Below are 17,397 nucleotides of genomic sequence, written 5' to 3'. Positions count from 1 at the left end.
ATTTCTCCTTACATAAACTGCAACGGCTCGACATCAATGGCGACTTTCACACCTTTAAAGGCCAGCTCCAGCGTTTTTTCTTGAATTTGTTTTAACAACTCTGCTAAATTTGGTTCATTTTTATATTTGATTAATAATTGATAGTAAAATTGATTATTGACCCGCAAAATAGCTTTGGGACTTGGACCGATAAAAATCGCTTGGTCTGTTAAATTTTCTTTTAACAACGTAAAAAAATTAAAAATTGTTTTGGCAGCCACATCTTCTTCCTTGTGACTAGCGGTGACTTGCACCGTATAAAAATACGGCGGATAGCCACCGAGATGGCGCAAGTTCATTTCTTTTTGATAAAAATTTTCGTAATCTTGCTTTTGCGCTAGTTGAATCGCATAATGTTCCGGATTAAAACTTTGAATTACCACTTCACCTGGCAAATCTCCCCGTCCGGCGCGACCGGCCACTTGCGTTAATAATTGAAAAGTATGCTCGCTAGCTCTAAAATCCGGCAGATGTAACGCCGTATCGGCATTTAATACGCCAACTAAAGTGACTAACGGATAATCAAGACCTTTAGCAATCATTTGCGTGCCTAATAAAATATCCGCTTCGTGAGCGGCAAATTGTGCAAGAATTTTTTCGTGAGCGCCTTTTTTTCTAGTTGTATCGACATCCATCCGTAAAATTCTCGCTTCGGGGAAAAGTTCTGCCAGTTCGGTTTCTACTTTTTGGGTGCCAGTGCCATAGTAGCGAATTTTTTCACTTTGGCATTGCGGACAACGATTAGGAATCGGCTCTTCATGGCCACAATAATGACATTTCATTTTTTTAATATCCATATGTAACGTTAAAGAAATATCACAATTTGGACAAGGAAGAACAAAACCACACGTTCGACACATTACAAAGGAAGAAAATCCGCGGCGATTAAGCATTAAAACAATTTGTTCGCGTTTTTTCAGCCGTTGCTGAATTTTTTCTGTCAATGTCGTCGAAAAAGTTGAAAAATTGCCCTTTTTAAATTCATCTTTTAAATCAATAATTTCGACAGTCGGAAGTGCTTGTTGGGTAGGACGTTTTGTTAATGTTAATAATTGGTACACTTTTTTTTGTGCTCGGGCCCGCGATTCCAAAGACGGTGTGGCTGATCCTAAAACGAGCGGGCAATGATGAAATTGACTGCGAAATTGCGCTAAATCTCTGGCATGATAACGAGGGGTATCGGATTGTTTGTAACTTGTTTCATGTTCTTCATCAATGATAATTACCCCAAGATTTTCTAGTGGTGCAAAAACCGCCGAGCGCGCACCAACGACAACGCTCGCTTCGCCTCTTTGAATTTTGCGCCATTCATCGTAACGCTCCCCTTGGCCTAGACCACTATGTAAGACGGCGACTAAATTTCCAAAGCGCCCTTTAAAACGTTGCACCATTTGTGGTGTTAAAGCAATTTCTGGCACTAACATTAATGCTGTTTGCCCATTATTTAAAGCTTCTTGAATCACTTGCAAATAAACTTCTGTTTTACCAGAGCCGGTAATCCCTTCTAATAAAAAAGTTTCGGCTTGTTTTTCTTTTCGGGCGTCATCAATTTTAGTAAAGGCTACTTGTTGTTCGTCTGTTAAAACTTGCGGCGTTGTTTGGGGGAAATTTTTATTAGCAAATGGATCGCGATACACTTCTTTTTCAATAAAAGAAAGCCAGCTTGATTGCGCTCCTTGTTTTAAAATGCTAGCGTCTAGTCCTAGTTGATAAAAAAATTGCGTGGAGACTTCTTCTTCTTTTACAGCTAGCAAGGCTTCTAGCAAGGCCAGACGTTTCGTGGCATTTTTTCGTTGCAAATTTTGTTGCGTTTTGATTTCAGCTGCAGTCAACAAATTTTTCACATAACGTTGGGTTTTCGGCTGACTTTTTTGAGCTACCCGATAAATAATTTCAATTTTTTTTTGGTCCCGCCATTTGATCAGCTGATTTAAAAGTCCCCGTTCATTCACTTCTTTTAAATGAAGACATTCTTGTCCTTGAAAAATTTCCATTTCCTCAGCAGAAATTTGTTCAGTAGGCCAAAATTCTTTATCGTAATCTGCTTTTAAAGCATTAGGGAGCATCGTTTGCAGGCAAGTAATTTTAAAAGCAAAAGTTTTTTCTTGCATAAATTGACTTAAAGCCAGTAGCTCGTCATTTAACACAGGCTCAAAATCTAAGACTTCTTGAATCATTTTTAACTCTTCGCTCACGTCTTCTTCTTTTAAACCTACCACAAAACCTGTCACTAAGCGATCGCCTTTCCCAAAAGGCACCACCACGCGACACCCTTTTTTAACAAAAGAAAAATTTTCGGAAACGCCATAAGTAAATGGTTGATCCGTATTCAGACTTGGTACATCTACAATAATTTCAGCCAGCAACCGCGTTTCCTCCTTTTATTTCAAAAGGCTGAGACCGCCAAAAAGGTTTTGTCTCAGCCTACGATTATTTTTTTAAATTTACATTTTGTCGTTACTAATTTTTTCAGCCATAGCAGCTTGTTCAGCTTTTGCTTTGACTGCTAATTTTTCAGATTCTTGGCGAATGCGTTCGCGTTTTAATTCTGGATGGGGATCGGCAATCACGTTCCCGGCGTCGATTTCTTCTAAAGCTTGTCCGACACTTTTTACAGATTCAAAATGATCTAAGGTTGGTTTTGCTTTGGCGTCCAGTTCGTGGGCCCGTTTGCTGGATAAAATTACTAAAGAATATTTGGAATTGACTTTGTCTAACAGGGAATCGATAGAAGGTTTGAGCATCATATTAGTTAATCTCCTTAATCATTTTAATGTATTTGCCAATCACACGATCAACGCGGCAATGTTCAGCGCGAATAATTTCGCGAATCTGATCCACAGCGGAATCGACATGATCGTTTACTACTGCGTAATCATATGAAGCCATCATTTCAATTTCTGAAACAGCAACATTCATTCGCTCATCAATCACCGCTGGACTATCCGTTCCACGGCCAACAATTCGCGATTTTAATTCGCCTAAATCAGGTGGCGTCAAAAAAATAAACACGCCATCAGGAACTTTTTCCCGAACTTGCATGGCGCCTTTGACTTCAATTTCTAAAAAAACATCTTTTCCAGTGGCTAATGTTTCTTCCACATAATCTAGTGGCGTGCCATAATAATTGCCAACATATTGAGCATGTTCTAACATGCGGCCATTTTCAATCATTTGTTCAAATTCTTCTTTAGACCTAAAAAAATAATCCACACCTTCCACTTCGCCCTCGCGCTTGTTTCGGGTCGTCATGGAGATGGAATATTGAAATTCATTATGGTCGCTAGCAAAAAGTGCTTTGCGGACGGTGCCTTTACCAACACCAGAAGGTCCTGATAAAACAATCAGTAAGCCTTTGTCAGACATGTGCGAAAAATCCCCTCATTTTATAGATTACCCCTATTTTGCACTTTTTTTAGAAATTTTTCAAGTCTTCTCGCAATTTTTGGCGGAATGCTAAGGAAATGGTAATAATTTTAGCCATTTAGACATCCATTTCCGTCAGTAATTTTTTAAGCGCTGCGACTTCTTCATTGCTTAAAGTAATCCCTTTGCCCATTTTACTATGATCAGCCGACCAGTCCCGTAGATCAAATTTGGCCGGTCGTTCGTTCCAACTCACCAAATTCAATTCTTTTTGCCAACCTTTTTGATTGCTTGATAATACGCCGATTGTTTCTAAAATTTCAAATTGGATTGCCATTTTCTTCCTCCTGTAAAAATTCAACAAATTGTTGAAAAATTTTTAATGCGCCTCGGTGGAGCGTGACGTTTTTTTCGCCGTGGAAATGGCGGGTTAATTGTCGTCGTTGTAATAGTAAAGATGGATTATTTGTTTCCCATTTTAAACGGGGAACAAATGGATTTTCCTGATTTTTTAACGCTTGTTGCCTTAACTTTTGGCAAAATTCCGGCAGCGTATATAAAACCGCTGGACTCACTTGCCAAAAACGGCCTAATGTTTCTAAAAGGGCCAAGCCGAGATTCGCTGGTGTAACATTTTGACCATAAAAATGCGTCAGCGAGCGATAGATGCCTGGGGTAATATTTATTTTTTTTTGTTGTAAAAAGCGCCGGCTTAATTTTAATTGTTGTTGCAAACTTTCGTTAGTAAAAGTATACCAATAGCCTTGCGCTTGTTGTAATAATTTTTGCGTTTCTAAAAAACCTAGTTGCAAGTTTTCTTGGGCGGTTTGGGCGGTAAAAGATAAGACTTCACCTAATGCCCAAGGACTTTTTACCATTAGTTCCGGTAGGCGATGAGAAATTTTTTTAATCATCCCCGGGCCTTTTGCATCAATGGACACCAGCCGCTTGGCCCCATGAGCTACAGCGACATCTTGTGGCAAATTATTTTTATAGCCGCCATCCATATAAAATTCACCAGCAATTTCGGCCACTGCCATTCCGGGAAAAAATGAAGCCGAAGCTACTAACCAATCGGCGAATTCTTCCGGCGGCACTTTTTGCATATCCACCACCACTTCTTTAAAACTCGGCACTTGGATAGTAACGATATACAATGGGCAAGTATTTTTTTGAATCAAATCTACATTAGAATAGTCAAGAATTAATTTTTTTAAAGGGGCTGACGAAATTCCGGCTTCTCTTAAAGCTGTTTTTAAAAATTCTCTTTTAAAACGCGCCGAATCTACCGGTTGCTCAAAGGCTAAAATTTTCCCCGTTTCAATTGTTTCCCATAATTGAATCGCCTGATCGATGTCGCCGTTTAAAAACAAAGCGCCGTTCAACCCGCCAACTGAGGTCCCGCAAATTAAATCAAAAGTAAATCCAGCTCCAAGAAATGCTTGCATCGCCCCGACTTGATACGCTCCGCGCGCCCCACCGCCACCTAAGACGAGCGCCGTTTTTACTTTAGGAATAGCTAACTTGGCGCCAAATAATTGTTCGCTTAGTCCAAAGTAAATTGTTTGCACAAATTCTTTTTGACCAATCATGAAAAAAGCTTGTTGTATATTTTTTTTATCAGGGGTGCTGTAGCGAGAAAACAATAAATTTTCTAAATGTAAGTCGTTAGTTTGCTTTTTAAAAATCATTAAAGCGGTTAGTTTATTTTGAGTGAACAAACCATAAATACGTGCTTTTACAGAAAATAAACTTTGCCAAACATGCCGGAGAGCTTTTGGACGATCGGCAAAAAAAGGTGCCGGCAAAATGGCTTCATTTAAAAATACGCCAATTCTTTCACTGTCCGATAGATTTAATTTTAAAAGCATCTTTTTCACCTCCCGATTTTCAGACCAACATACTTTATTATACCAAAAATGTGCACAAATCATTTCATGATACATTTTTGCCGAAAAGGGCTACAATTAAATTGTACTAGATGTGCAGATTTTGTTTTCAGCATGTTTTTTTGCACCAAGTTATTTTCACAATTTAAACAAATCGTTTGTTACGACGATTAAATTTACGAAAGGAAAATTGTCAAAAGGGTAACCAAATTTTTGCCTGGCGCATATTTTTACCGGTCAGAAATTTTTTTGACAAAGGACATCATCATGGCATTTACAATGAAAGAAGAAGAGTTTTTCGAGAAATATTTAGCAAAAGTGGTTAAAGAAGACAAAATGGAAGAAGCTAAAGAATTATCGGGGAAAATTTTCGCCTCGGTAAATACTAAAGATTTCTCCAGCAAAGTCGTTATCGCCACGATGTTACCAAGTTTATTAAGCATGATTAAACCAGAATTTAAAGACGAAACGAAAAAAACACTCGTTCAATGGTTCGAAAAAAATTAACGTTCTCTTGCGTTGATCTTATTTTTTCAGTAAAATAGGACCAAAGAACTTTGTCTTTGGGAGGAAAACGGATGGCTGCTGAACAATCGAAACTTATTTTTCATCAATTCAAACGCTTCGTTTCACGCTCATCAAAACAATTTTTGCGCAATTTATTACAAGACACACCGGTTGCTCGGGATCAAAAAATGATTCACGACCGCTTACTTGAGGCTCAAGCTAGCGGGCGCCTGGTGGTTTTGCAAGTGGAACAAGACCAAAGAAATTTCATTTCCATCGCCGGCTTCATTGGCAAAAAACAAATATTAGACGAAACAGTAGTAGTAAAACCGTTAAAAAAGGAAGATACGATCCAGCTGTTAGCCTTAGCTAAAATTAAAAAAGTTTCCATGCTAGAAAGAAACAAAAAACCTGAAAACCAAGCTACCGGCACGAAATAAAAAGATAAAAAGAATAAAAATCTTGAACAAAAAGGCTAGGACAATTCATTTTGTCCCAGCCTTTTTTTGTTTTTTTAAGAGCGATAGTTCCGAACTTCCCCGTTAAAATCAGCTACCGAAAATAGAGTTGGATCATTTAAGGTCAGTTCTTCACTCAAATGTTCACTAAACATTTTTTCATATTCAGTGACACTTATGGCTTGTCGATTTGCTAACATTTTAGCGTCTTTTTCCTGATTTAAAAACGAAGCAAAATTTGGTTGCAAAACGCCAGAGAAAAATTCCCCCACCGCACCTGATCCATATGAAAAAAATCCTAGGCGCAAACCGGCTTGCAAATTTTCGCTTTGCTCTAATAATGAAAGTAAACTCAAATACAATGACCCCGTATATAAATTTCCCACTTGCCGACAATAAAGTGTGCTCAATTGATAATTGTCCATTAACTGCGTTTGTACTTTTTCAGGCGCATTTTCTAGTTGCGGGCGTAAAGCTTTTTGGCCCATTTTTGCATAAGGCAAATGAAAAACGAGGGCGGAAAAATCTGCAAAATCCAATCCCGTTTGTTGTTGGTAAGTTTGCCATAAGTCGGCAAACATTTCGATATAAGTGGCATTGGATAATGGCCCATCGACAATTGGAAATTTTTCTCCAGTCGGCCGATAAAAATCATTAATATCGGCAGTCATACTCACGCTGTCGTCGTTTATAGCTAGGATTTTAGGATTTTCGCTCACTAGAAGTGCCACTGCGCCGGCTCCTTGCGTTACTTCGCCGCCGGAATTTAATCCGTAACGAGCGTGATCGCTCATGACGACTAATACTTTTTTTCCCGGATGTACAGCGACAAAATCTTTGGCCAACATTAAAGCGGCAGTGCCACCGTAGCAGGCTTGTTTAATTTCCAAAGTTCGGACAAATTTTGGCAACTTTAATAATCTATGAAGCACAACGCCAGCGGCTTTTGATTCGTCCAGGCTAGATTCTGTAGCAAAAATCACCATCGCCAAATTTTCTACATTTTCTCCGACTAATACGTCTTTAGCGGCATTGGCACCCCAAGTGATAATATCTTGACTCACCGGTGCGACGGCCATTTTTTCTTGGCCGATCCCGATTGTATATTTATTTGGATCCACTTTTCGCGCCAGTGCTAAATCTGTTAATGGTAAATAAAAAGGCGGCACAAAAAAACTTATTCCATCAATTCCCAGTGTCATGAATTACTCCTTTAAAATGATTTCTTCAATGTCTCAATAAACGTACCATATTTTTTTTCATTAGACGAGAAACAAGTAGTAAAATTAAAAGTTTGTTAAAAAATTTTCACGAAGTAAATGTTTTTTTGGCAGCTTTACAAAAACATGTTATATTTCGTGGTGGAGGTGGATTTTTTGAACGAAGTCGTAATTTTAGATGCCTTGCGCACCCCGATTGGCAAATTTCGCGGATCTTTAGCCGAAATGAGCGCAGTGGATTTGGGCGTGAGCGTCACTAAACAAATTATCAAACAAAATCAATTGGCAACACCATATATTGAACATGTTTATTTTGGCAATGTTTTACAAGCGGGTAACGGACAAAACCCTGCTCGGCAAATTGCTTTAAACAGTGGCCTTAAAGAAAATGTCGTTGCTACAACGATTAATCAAGTCTGTGGCTCTGGTCTTAAATCTATTTTGCTAGCCCGCCAGATGATTCAACTAAATGAAGCGCAAGTCGTCTTAGCCGGCGGCGTGGAAAATATGTCTCAAGCACCTACTATTAAATCAAAAAATCCTGAAAATAATGAGCAAGAAATTTCTATTTTACTCAATGATGGCCTCACCGATGCTTTTTCCAAAAAACATATGGGTCTCACCGCTGAAAATGTCGCCGAAAAATTTGGCATAACGCGGGCAGCGCAAGATAATTTTGCTTTAAAATCACAACTAAAAGCCGCCGCTGCGCAAAAGAAAAATTTATTTGCTCCAGAAATTTCTCCGGTCACACTTAGCAACGGCACAATCGTCACCCAAGATGAAAGTATTCGTCCGAAAACGACGCTAGAAAAGTTAAGCACTTTAAAGCCTGCTTTTAAAAATTCCGGCACCGTCACCCCTGGCAATGCTTCTACAATTAATGACGGTGCAGCTGCGGTTTTGCTAGCTTCAAAAAGTTTTGCCGACGCCCATCATTTACCTTATTTAGCGGTGATTGAAGATGCGGTTGAAGTGGGCATCGATCCAAGCTTAATGGGCATCTCGCCTATTGACGCCATCGAAAAATTATTGACCCGCCAAAAGTTAAGCGTCCATGACATTGATCTTTTTGAAATTAATGAAGCTTTTGCCGCCACCTCACTTGTGGTAGAGCAACAATTAAAACTTGATTCGGCCAAAGTAAATCTTTATGGTGGCGGTATTTCTTTAGGCCATGCCATTGGCGCTACTGGCAGTCGTTTAGTCACTACTTTATGTCATCAACTAGAAACCCAACAAAAAAAATTAGGCATCGCTGCTCTTTGTGTGGGCGGCGGTTTAGGCTTAGCCATTTTATTAAAACGTCCAGAAAAAAATGAAAATCAACCTGAGAAAAAATTTTATCAGCTCACAGCGAACCAACGTCTGGACCAATTAGAACTAGATGCTGCTACGTATCAAGAATTTACCAAAATGTCCTTACCACCTGAAGTTGCTGAAAATTTAATTGAAAATCAAATCAGTGAAATCGAATTACCTCTTGGCGTTGTCCGGAATTTTTCTGTCAATAATAAGAACTATGACGTCCCCATGGCGACTGAAGAACCTTCCGTCGTGGCCGCCCTTAATTCCGCCAGTAAAATCATTAAAAATTTTACAAGTACCAGTGAGCAATCTTTAAAACTCGGACAAATTATTTTTCAAAATGTTTCAGCGCAAGAATCATTTATTAATCAGCTGAAACAACACCAAGCAGAAATATTTATTTCAGCTAACGATTCAATGCCGAGCATGGTTTCTCGCGGCGGCGGCTTAAAAGGTATTTTGCCGCGCCTTTTACCGGAAAATTTTGTCTCCTTAGATTTATTTTTCGATACTAAAAATGCGATGGGCGCTAATGTTATCAATAGCTCATTAGAAAAAATTGCCGCACAGCTGAAAATTATTTTCCCTACTGCCGATATTTTAATGGCGATTTTAAGTAATTTTACAACTGAATCACTAGTGACGGCCACTTGTCGTCTTGATTTTACGCAACTTGACTCCGATCCTGCTATGGGTGAAAAAATCGCCAAAAAAATTGTCGCCGCTAGTCATTACGCATCACTTGATGCCTATCGCGCCGTGACCAACAATAAAGGAATTGCTAATGGAATCGATGCTTTAATGTTGGCCACCGGAAATGATACGCGACAAGTCGCCGCCAATCTCCACGCCTTTGCTAGCGAAGAAGGTCGTTATCAATCCGTAAGCCAGTGGGAAATTCAGCAGCAACAACTTGTTGGCACATTAATCATTCCTTTAGCTGTAGCAACGGTCGGTGGTGCCACTCATGTTTTACCTAAAGCCAAAGCCGCTTGGGCGCTATTAAAAATTACTGATGCTGCTGAATTTTCTGAGTTGGCCGCCGCTGTTGGTTTAGCGCAAAATTTTTCAGCCCTTAAAGCGATCGTCACCAAAGGCATTCAACATGGCCATATGCACCTGCAAGCAAGCGCCCTAGCGCTCAGCGTTGGCGCCACTGGAAAAGAAATTACCGAGCTAACTGATTTATTGCAATCAGCAAAAATATTTAATCAAACAACTGCTTTAGAAATGTTAAAAAAATTACGCGCAACAAAAAAAGATTGAAGGAAAATTTTCCTTCAATCTTTTTTTAAGTGCTTGCGCAAGATTAGACAACCTTATTTGACGGTGTAAAAAAAGCTGTGGTTAGGAGAATAGATAAAATTTTTAAAAATCCAACATCGGGATTTTCAAAAAATTTTCCTAATTCTCTACACCACAACTCGCTTTTTCTTACAACCTTATTGACGGTGTCTGAACTTGCAGTGCTTAGAGAAAAAGATAAAATACTTCCTGTGCGCATTTGCGCCCATCCACCATTTTTCTATTTTCTTACAGCACTCCCGCAAGCTCAGACAACCTTTTTTTACAGCCTTAATCTAACCCGATTTCTTCTTTTACTACTGCGGCGATTTTTTCTACGTAATAATCTACTTTTTCAGGCGTTGGAGCTTCGGCCATGACCCGCAATAATGGTTCGGTACCGGAAGGGCGAACGAGAATCCGACCGTCGCCATTCATTTCAGCTTCAGCTTCTTCAATAGCCGCTTTAATAGCTGGCACTTCCATGGCGCCGTGTTTGTCAGTCACTTTAATATTGACCAATTTTTGTGGATATTCGCTTATGCCGGCTGCTAATTCGGATAATTTTTGACCGGTTTGTTTCATAATATTTAACAATTGAATTCCTGACAGCATTCCGTCGCCGGTTGTATTGAAATCTAAGAAAATCATATGGCCGGATTGTTCGCCGCCAAAATTATATTCATTTTTTTTCATTTCTTCTACAACATAGCGGTCACCGACTTTTGTTGTGATTACTTCTAATCCGGCTGCTTCTAACGCTTTATAAAATCCTAAGTTGCTCATTACAGTCGCAACGACGGTATTTTTTTTCAAACGTTTTTTCTCAGCCAAATATTTTGCGCAAATGTACATAATTTTATCGCCGTCAACAATATTACCTAGCTCATCAACTGCAATTACCCGATCCCCATCGCCATCAAAAGCTAAGCCGACGTCAGCCTTTTTTTCTAAAACAAAGGCTTGCAATTTTTCAGGATGCGTTGAACCAACGCCATCATTTATATTTATTCCATTAGGCGCTGTGCCCATGGTGAAAAAGTCAGTTTCCAAGTCCGCAAACAAACGATTAACGGTCGTACTAGTCGCTCCATTAGCCGCATCAACGCAAACTGTTAAACCTGATAAATCATTGGGAACTGTTTGCCGTAAAAATTGCGAATATTTTAATAAACCTTCTGGATATTCATCAACAGTCCCTAAACCAGCTGCGGATGGTCGTGGTAAAGTATCCACCGGTGCATCCAGTAAAGCTTCAATTTCCAATTCTTGATCGTCGACTAATTTATAACCATCGGAACCGAAAAATTTAATTCCATTATCTAGCGCTGGATTGTGACTAGCAGAAATCATTACGCCTGCTGCCGCTTTTTGGACCCGAGTTAAATAAGCTACGCCGGGAGTTGAGATTACACCTAGCCGAAAGACTTCAATGCCCACTGATAATAAGCCAGAAATTAAAGACATCTCTAACAATTCGCCAGAAATTCGTGTATCCCGAGCGACTAAAACGCGGGGACGATCCTCACCTTCATGATGGCGCGATAAAACATAACCGCCACAACGGCCTAATTTAAAGGCCAACTCCGGTGTTAATTCTTGATTGGCAATGCCCCGCACGCCGTCAGTTCCAAAATATTTTCCCATGTTTAAGTAAACTCCTTTTCAATTTTCATTCATTCGATGTTTCTGTAGAGTTAGTTTCGTCTGTCGCTTGTGTCGATTCTAAACTTGCTGTTTCTTCCATTTCAGATGATACACTACTTTGACTACTAGTTGAACTAGAACTCGATGGGGTCGTGGTCGTTGCACTAGAAGTTCCAGTGACAAATACAGGAACGACTGTCACCACAATTGTTTTAGGATCAAAAGTAAGTCCGTCACTAGTAGGAATTGTAACTGTAACCTCTCGCTGCATACGAATACTAGAAATATCTACTGGTACTTCAACTTGCGTCAGATTTTCTAAAGCTGCGTTTGATCCTTTCACGGTCACCGTCTGCGTTTCTGAAGTTATTGTAAAACGATCAATGCCCGCTGAAAGCTGACCCGTTTGAGAAAAAGTCACGTTAATTTCTTTTTCCGGGGGAATAACTTCCACACTTGCTCGAACTGTTGTCGGCTTAATCGTTACTGGCAAGACATTTCCATTTGTATCCACGGCTTGAAGCGTTACGTCTTCGGTAAAATCTTCCGTCGTGGAACGATTGGCGTTTAGTTTAGCTTGAATTTCTTTAATTTGGGTCATTGTCTGCTCGCCGGTAGTTACTTCAACACTATCTTGGTCGAGCGTAACTTCCCCTACCGAGTAGCCATCTTCAACAATACTTTCGTCGACGACAGTTTTCACTGGAAATGATTTGCTAACTTTCGTTTCAATTGTCACTGAAATAATTGCCGGATCAATCACTGCTTCCACACCACTTGTTAAATTACTAGTGCGCAAGACGACATCCATAGTTCCAGAAGTTTGCTTAGTCAAATCCGCGACTATTTTAAATGAACGAGTATCTGCATTGGTTTCTTGAGCTAATTTTACGCGATTAACTGAAGACAAATGAACGGTCACTGTATCTGGAAAACCAGAAATATAATAACTGTCCTCATCGTAATCAATATTAATCGGCACGTCATACACGGTAGCGTCATAAGTCTGAGCACTTTGCGTAATCCGCGTATTGGAATCGGCGTTGGCATTGAAAAATAGTAAAAGGGCAAAAAGCAAAGCAATAAAACTATAGAAAAAATTGCTACGAAACACTTTTGGCATTATTTTTTCCCTCCTTTATTGATTCCATCAATAAATTGTTGGAGGATATTTTTTTTCTTATCTTCTTTTTCTTCTGCGCTAGTTAATTCTTCATGAAGAATTTTTAAATATTCATCTTGGGTCAAATGCGGAATAAACGTGTTATTTAAAGTAATACTGACATCGCCCGTTTCTTCTGAGACAACAAAAGTTAACGCATCGGAGACTTCAGAAATACCAACGGCTGCCCGGTGACGCGTCCCGAATTCTTTAGGAATAACTTGCGATTCAGTTAGGGGCAAATAAGCACTGGAAACGGCTATTTTATTATTTTTAATAATTACCGCACCATCGTGTAATGGCGTATTAGGAATAAAAATATTAATTAATAACTCGCCGGTAATATCGGCATCTAAAGAAATACCCGTTTCAATATATTCATCTAAGCCGGTATTGCGTTCGATCGTTACTAAGGCGCCAATTTTTCGTTTGGACATATATTGAATCGCTTTATCAAAGGCGGCCACCATTTGATCTTCTTGTGAAGCTTCTTTTCGAGCCTTCGTCCAAAAAGTGGAACGACCGATATGTTCTAAACCTCGCCTTACTTCCGGTTGAAAAATAACAATCGCCGCAATCACCCCGTAAGTAATAATTTGGTCCATCAGCCATTTAACTGTATTCAACCCTAAAAGACCGGCGGAAATTCGCAAAACAAAAAATACAGCCACACCTTTAAGTAGTTGAACAGCTTTGGTCCCACGAAGGAGCATAATTAATTTATAAACAACAAACCAAACCACCACAATATCTAAAATATTCATGAGAAATGGCCACGACAACACATTACTGGAAAAAATTTCGCTCCAATAACTGGCATCAAAAATACGAGAAATTTCAAAATTCATGGGCAAACCTCTCTTCCTTTGAGATTCTTCAATTAGTATATCACAATTTAAAATACCAATATAAAATACTGACTAATTTTTAACGAATTTTAGCTAACAAATTCGTTAACTCAGGCAGTGTTTGAATCTGATAGGTGGGAAAATATTTCGGCGTAGCATTTTTAGGATTAAACCAAACCGTATCGATATGGGCGGAAAATCCTCCTTTTATATCGGCAGATAAACTATCGCCAATAATTAACATTTCTTCTTTTTTTAGTTGAGGCAAACGACTTAAGACCGCAGAAAAAAATTGCGGATCAGGTTTAGCCGCCCCTAGTTCTTCTGAAATAAAAACTTCGGAAAAATATTGATCGAAGCCGGTATTTTTTAAGCGGGCGCGCTGTGTTTGAGCAATACCATTAGTGACTAAATATAATTGATAATTGGTCTTAAGCCGTCCTAATAATTCGGCCGCACCGGGTACTTCTACTTTTGCTTGGGCTAAATAAGAACGAAATTTTTCTTCGGCTTTTAGGCCATCTGCTTCTAGATGACAAGCGGCAAAAAATAATGGGAAGCGTCCGGCAGTAATGGCTTCTCGTTGAATTTTTCCTATCTCATAATCATGCCAGAGTCCGTGATTGATTTCTTGATAGAACTTTAGATTTTCAACTGTGTAGGCAATTGAGAAATCGGCAAAAATTTTCTCCAGCGCCATTTTTTCTGCCGCTTGAAAATCTAATAACGTGTCATCTAGATCAAATAATAAGGCTTTTTTCATTTTTAATTGTTTCTTCTTTCAACTTAAAATTTATTTTATTCTTCTCTCAACTTTTCGGCGTACTCATTAATTTTTCGCAAGCGGTGATTCATGCCTGATTTTGAAACGAGTCCACTAGGGGCCATTTCCCCTAATTCTTTAATGGACATCTCCGGATATTCCAAGCGTAGTTCAGCAATTTCTTGTAATTTTATTGGTAGACTGGCAAGACCGGCTTTTTGGTCGATATATAAAATATTTTCAATTTGTTTCGCGGCGGCATCAATGGTTTTATTGAGATTGGCCGTTTCACAATTGACAAGGCGATTGACTGAATTACGCATATCTCGCACAATCCGCACGTCCTCAAATTTCAACATGGCATTAGTCGCTCCGATTAGAGTTAGAAAATCGGCAATTTTTTCGGCACCTTTTAAATAAGAAATATAACCGTTGCGGCGCTCCAATGTCCGCGCATTTAAATCAAAATAATTCAGCATCTCGCAAATATCGTTATTGTGGGCATCGTACAAAGAATAAATTTCCAAATGATAACGACTCGTTTCTGGATTATTAACAGAACCTGCCGCCATAAACGCCCCTCGTAAATAGGAACGCATTTTTTGGGCATTCCCCATAATTTCATCAGAGACATGGGCTTGAAACATCATGCCGTCCATAATATCTAAATCTAGTAAAATCCGCCGTGTATCTTGTTTCAGACGGACAATATAGACATTGTTTTTTTTTAATTTCATTTTTTTTCGAACTAACAATTCACTTTTCACTTGATAATGATCTTTTAACAACGAAAAAATCCGGCGAGCAATCGCGGCATTTTCCGTTTGCACATTCAAAATAAATTGATGATTGAGTAAACTCAATGAACCGTTCATCCGGATCAAGGCGGCAAGTTCCGCCTTGGCATGTTCCCGATGCACTTCTAAAGTGGTTAGCTCTCTTTTTACTTCAGCTGCAAAACTCAAGAAATCTCCACCTTTTTAATAAATTAATCGCATTAATTCTTTGACAACTTTTTCGCCATCATGAAAAACGCCACCGTCATGCAACGCCAAAAAATCCGTTGAAATTACGCGACACCCTTCATTGCGCAAGCCATTAAAATCATGACTGACTTGGACTAAATATTCATCATAAATTTCCGGATCCATATAGCCTTCCGGAACGACTTCGCTATTAACTAGCACCGTGTTAATAAACGGCGCTTTCAGATGCTCATGCAAAATTCGCACATGATCGGCATCACTAAAATGTTCCGTCTCACCTTTTTGCGTCATAATATTACAAATGTAAACTACTTCGCCCTGAGTTTTTAAAAGGGCTTCGCCAATTTCAGGAATGACTAGATTTGGCAAAATACTTGTAAATAAACTTCCCGGCCCTAAACAAATTAAATCCGCTTCTTCAATGGCCTTAATCACTTTGCGCGCTGGTTTTGGAACATCGCTATCTTCAAAATTTTTCACATACACATGATCAATTGTTTTGCGATCTTTGGCGATAAAACTTTCCCCAGAAACTTCACTACCATCTTTAAATACTGCGTGTAAAGTTAGCGGCGTTTCCGAAGCAGGATAAACATGCCCTTCAATATGCAACATTTCTCCTAAAATTTGCACCGCGTCATACATGCTGCCTTTCATTTCCGCAAGAGCGGCAATAATTAAATTTCCTAAAGCGTGATTAGCAAAATAATCATCTTCTTCATTAAAACGATATTGAAAAAGATTGGCATAAATTTCCGGCATATCAGAAAGAGCAATTAAAACATTGCGCAAATCTCCTGGCGGTGCAATTTTCATCGCTTGCCTTAATTTGCCAGAAGATCCGCCGTCATCGGCCACAGTAACTACCGCAGTAATTTCTGCCCCTTGATTACGCAAGCCTTTTAAAATAACTGGTAGTCCCGTGCCACCGCCGATCACGACAATTTTTGGTTTTTTTATTCGATATGTTTTTATCACGAACGATTCACCGTTTCTTTTCTTTTTTCAGCATCACGATGGGTGACATTCACCCGATAATGTTTCGCTAGCGCTTCGCCGATTCGTTTCGTTAAAGCGACTGACCGATGTTGCCCACCCGTACAACCAATGGCGATCGTCACATTATTTTTTCCTTCTTTTTGATAGCCAGGTAAAATAGTCGTCAATAGCGCCATGAATTTATCATAAAATTCTTGCGTCTCAGGAAAATTCATCACATAGTCATAAACTTGCGGATAAAGTCCAGTCAAAGGACGCAATTCGGGAATGTAATGGGGATTTGGCAAAAAGCGGACGTCCATCACAATATCAGCATCGATTGGCAAGCCATATTTAAAGCCAAAAGAAACCATTTCAATTCGAAATGTATGCGCATCTTGCGTTTTAAAATTTTTATAAATTTCTTCACGCAATTGTCGCGGCGACAAACTGGTGGTATCAATCACAATTTGAGCGTCGCCTTTAATTTCTTCCATAATCGATCGTTCTTTTTTAATGCCTTCAGTCACTAGGCCGTCCATCGCCATGGGATGCGTGCGGCGGGTTTCTTTATAACGCGAAACAAGTTCAGCATCGCTGGCTTCTAAAAATAAAACGGTTGTATCAATCAGATTGGTATTTTCAATTTCAACTAACATATCTTGAATTTCTCTAAAAAATTCCCGCGAACGCATATCAATCACTAGGGCAATTTTGGTGACTTTGCCGCTTTCTTTAATTAATTCCCAAAATTTTGGAATTAATGACGGTGGCAAATTATCGATACAAAAATAACCTAGATCTTCAAAACTTTGCATCGCCACCGTTTTCCCGGCACCAGACATACCGGTAATAATTACTAATTTTAATTGCTCTGCTTGCTCCATCTTGTTCCTCCTTATATGAAAGAAATTTCTGTTCTCATTATAGCATAACAAACCG

16 protein-coding genes and 1 pseudogene are annotated in these 17,397 nt (G+C 39.2%); 3 read left to right on the top strand and 14 right to left on the bottom strand.

The window, feature by feature from the left end:
- Window positions 1-8: 8 nt before the first annotated feature.
- The 5 genes and pseudogenes from priA to BQ5341_RS01365 form a co-directional block, all read right to left on the bottom strand.
- A complete protein-coding gene (priA, locus tag BQ5341_RS01385; RefSeq protein WP_071130271.1) occupies window positions 9-2,405 on the bottom strand; it encodes a primosomal protein N' in 2,397 nt (798 codons plus the stop codon).
- A gap of 152 nt (window positions 2,406-2,557) precedes the next feature.
- Window positions 2,558-2,786: pseudogene (rpoZ, locus tag BQ5341_RS01380) on the bottom strand (DNA-directed RNA polymerase subunit omega); the annotation flags it as partial.
- 1 nt (window position 2,787) lies between these two features.
- Complete coding sequence (gene gmk / locus BQ5341_RS01375) at window positions 2,788-3,405, bottom strand: guanylate kinase (RefSeq protein WP_071130269.1); 618 nt, start codon at window positions 3,403-3,405, stop codon at window positions 2,788-2,790.
- 118 nt (window positions 3,406-3,523) lie between these two features.
- On the bottom strand, window positions 3,524-3,742 hold the full coding sequence (locus BQ5341_RS01370; RefSeq protein ID WP_071130268.1) for a YdbC family protein: 219 nt from the start codon (window positions 3,740-3,742) through the stop codon (window positions 3,524-3,526).
- On the bottom strand, window positions 3,726-5,276 hold the full coding sequence (locus tag BQ5341_RS01365) for a patatin-like phospholipase family protein (RefSeq protein ID WP_071130267.1): 1,551 nt from the start codon (window positions 5,274-5,276) through the stop codon (window positions 3,726-3,728). Before BQ5341_RS01365 ends, BQ5341_RS01370 begins: the two co-directional genes overlap by 17 nt.
- 285 nt (window positions 5,277-5,561) lie before the next feature.
- Between BQ5341_RS01365 and BQ5341_RS01360 the strand changes: the two genes are divergently transcribed.
- Together BQ5341_RS01360 and BQ5341_RS01355 are read left to right on the top strand one after the other, a co-directional pair.
- Entirely contained in the window at window positions 5,562-5,801 is a 240-nt protein-coding gene (locus tag BQ5341_RS01360; protein WP_071130266.1) for a hypothetical protein, read from the top strand.
- A gap of 71 nt (window positions 5,802-5,872) precedes the next feature.
- On the top strand, window positions 5,873-6,241 hold the full coding sequence (locus tag BQ5341_RS01355; protein ID WP_071130265.1) for a hypothetical protein: 369 nt from the start codon (window positions 5,873-5,875) through the stop codon (window positions 6,239-6,241).
- A gap of 74 nt (window positions 6,242-6,315) precedes the next feature.
- Here the strand turns inward: BQ5341_RS01355 and BQ5341_RS01350 are convergent, their stop codons facing one another.
- The gene (locus tag BQ5341_RS01350; protein ID WP_071130264.1) at window positions 6,316-7,461 is read right to left on the bottom strand and encodes a hydroxymethylglutaryl-CoA synthase; all 1,146 of its coding nucleotides are present in this window, start codon (window positions 7,459-7,461) and stop codon (window positions 6,316-6,318) included.
- Between the two features lie 174 nt (window positions 7,462-7,635).
- Between BQ5341_RS01350 and BQ5341_RS10275 the strand changes: the two genes are divergently transcribed.
- Window positions 7,636-10,053 carry a hydroxymethylglutaryl-CoA reductase, degradative gene (locus BQ5341_RS10275; protein ID WP_205408726.1) on the top strand — a complete coding sequence of 806 codons (2,418 nt, stop codon included), beginning with the start codon at window positions 7,636-7,638 and terminating at the stop codon, window positions 10,051-10,053.
- A gap of 43 nt (window positions 10,054-10,096) precedes the next feature.
- Here the strand turns inward: BQ5341_RS10275 and BQ5341_RS10455 are convergent, their stop codons facing one another.
- The 8 genes from BQ5341_RS10455 to rapZ all read right to left on the bottom strand — a co-directional run bounded on the left by BQ5341_RS10455 (window position 10,097) and on the right by rapZ (window position 17,342).
- The gene (locus BQ5341_RS10455; RefSeq protein ID WP_158661718.1) at window positions 10,097-10,291 is read right to left on the bottom strand and encodes a hypothetical protein; all 195 of its coding nucleotides are present in this window, start codon (window positions 10,289-10,291) and stop codon (window positions 10,097-10,099) included.
- A 71-nt stretch (window positions 10,292-10,362) separates the two neighbouring features.
- Window positions 10,363-11,718, bottom strand: a complete 1,356-nt coding sequence (gene glmM / locus BQ5341_RS01335) for a phosphoglucosamine mutase (RefSeq protein WP_071130262.1) — start codon at window positions 11,716-11,718, stop codon at window positions 10,363-10,365.
- A gap of 25 nt (window positions 11,719-11,743) precedes the next feature.
- A complete protein-coding gene (locus tag BQ5341_RS01330) occupies window positions 11,744-12,841 on the bottom strand; it encodes a CdaR family protein (RefSeq protein WP_071130261.1) in 1,098 nt (365 codons plus the stop codon).
- Window positions 12,841-13,728, bottom strand: a complete 888-nt coding sequence (cdaA, locus tag BQ5341_RS01325; protein ID WP_071130260.1) for a diadenylate cyclase CdaA — start codon at window positions 13,726-13,728, stop codon at window positions 12,841-12,843. The genes BQ5341_RS01330 and cdaA overlap by 1 nt, the downstream gene beginning before the upstream one ends.
- Before the next feature lie 79 nt (window positions 13,729-13,807).
- On the bottom strand, window positions 13,808-14,491 hold the full coding sequence (locus BQ5341_RS01320) for a YjjG family noncanonical pyrimidine nucleotidase (protein WP_071130259.1): 684 nt from the start codon (window positions 14,489-14,491) through the stop codon (window positions 13,808-13,810).
- A gap of 35 nt (window positions 14,492-14,526) precedes the next feature.
- On the bottom strand, window positions 14,527-15,456 hold the full coding sequence (gene whiA / locus BQ5341_RS01315) for a DNA-binding protein WhiA (RefSeq protein ID WP_071130258.1): 930 nt from the start codon (window positions 15,454-15,456) through the stop codon (window positions 14,527-14,529).
- Between the two features lie 15 nt (window positions 15,457-15,471).
- Window positions 15,472-16,452 carry a gluconeogenesis factor YvcK family protein gene (locus BQ5341_RS01310; RefSeq protein WP_071130369.1) on the bottom strand — a complete coding sequence of 327 codons (981 nt, stop codon included), beginning with the start codon at window positions 16,450-16,452 and terminating at the stop codon, window positions 15,472-15,474.
- Window positions 16,452-17,342 (bottom strand): RNase adapter RapZ, encoded by an 891-nt coding sequence (gene rapZ / locus BQ5341_RS01305; RefSeq protein WP_071130257.1) that lies wholly within the window; start codon window positions 17,340-17,342, stop codon window positions 16,452-16,454. Before rapZ ends, BQ5341_RS01310 begins: the two co-directional genes overlap by 1 nt.
- Between the last annotated feature and the right edge of the window lie 55 nt (window positions 17,343-17,397).

The sequence above is a fragment of the Enterococcus timonensis genome (assembly GCF_900104595.1).
Taxonomy (GTDB): Bacteria; Bacillota; Bacilli; order Lactobacillales; family Enterococcaceae; genus Enterococcus_J; species Enterococcus_J timonensis.
Note: the sequence above shows the minus strand (reverse complement) of the source record. Positions and strands in the feature narration are given on the sequence as shown.

Coding starts and splice junctions, on each gene's coding strand:
- BQ5341_RS01330 (WP_071130261.1), bottom strand. CDS start 12,841: ATGCCAAAAGTGTTTCGTAGCAATTTTTTCTATAGTTTTATTGCTTTG.
- BQ5341_RS01365 (WP_071130267.1), bottom strand. CDS start 5,276: ATGCTTTTAAAATTAAATCTATCGGACAGTGAAAGAATTGGCGTATTT.
- BQ5341_RS01360 (WP_071130266.1), top strand. CDS start 5,562: ATGGCATTTACAATGAAAGAAGAAGAGTTTTTCGAGAAATATTTAGCA.
- gmk (WP_071130269.1), bottom strand. CDS start 3,405: ATGTCTGACAAAGGCTTACTGATTGTTTTATCAGGACCTTCTGGTGTT.
- BQ5341_RS01350 (WP_071130264.1), bottom strand. CDS start 7,461: ATGACACTGGGAATTGATGGAATAAGTTTTTTTGTGCCGCCTTTTTAT.
- BQ5341_RS01355 (WP_071130265.1), top strand. CDS start 5,873: ATGGCTGCTGAACAATCGAAACTTATTTTTCATCAATTCAAACGCTTC.
- cdaA (WP_071130260.1), bottom strand. CDS start 13,728: ATGAATTTTGAAATTTCTCGTATTTTTGATGCCAGTTATTGGAGCGAA.
- BQ5341_RS01370 (WP_071130268.1), bottom strand. CDS start 3,742: ATGGCAATCCAATTTGAAATTTTAGAAACAATCGGCGTATTATCAAGC.
- glmM (WP_071130262.1), bottom strand. CDS start 11,718: ATGGGAAAATATTTTGGAACTGACGGCGTGCGGGGCATTGCCAATCAA.
- rapZ (WP_071130257.1), bottom strand. CDS start 17,342: ATGGAGCAAGCAGAGCAATTAAAATTAGTAATTATTACCGGTATGTCT.
- BQ5341_RS01320 (WP_071130259.1), bottom strand. CDS start 14,491: ATGAAAAAAGCCTTATTATTTGATCTAGATGACACGTTATTAGATTTT.
- BQ5341_RS10455 (WP_158661718.1), bottom strand. CDS start 10,291: ATGCGCACAGGAAGTATTTTATCTTTTTCTCTAAGCACTGCAAGTTCA.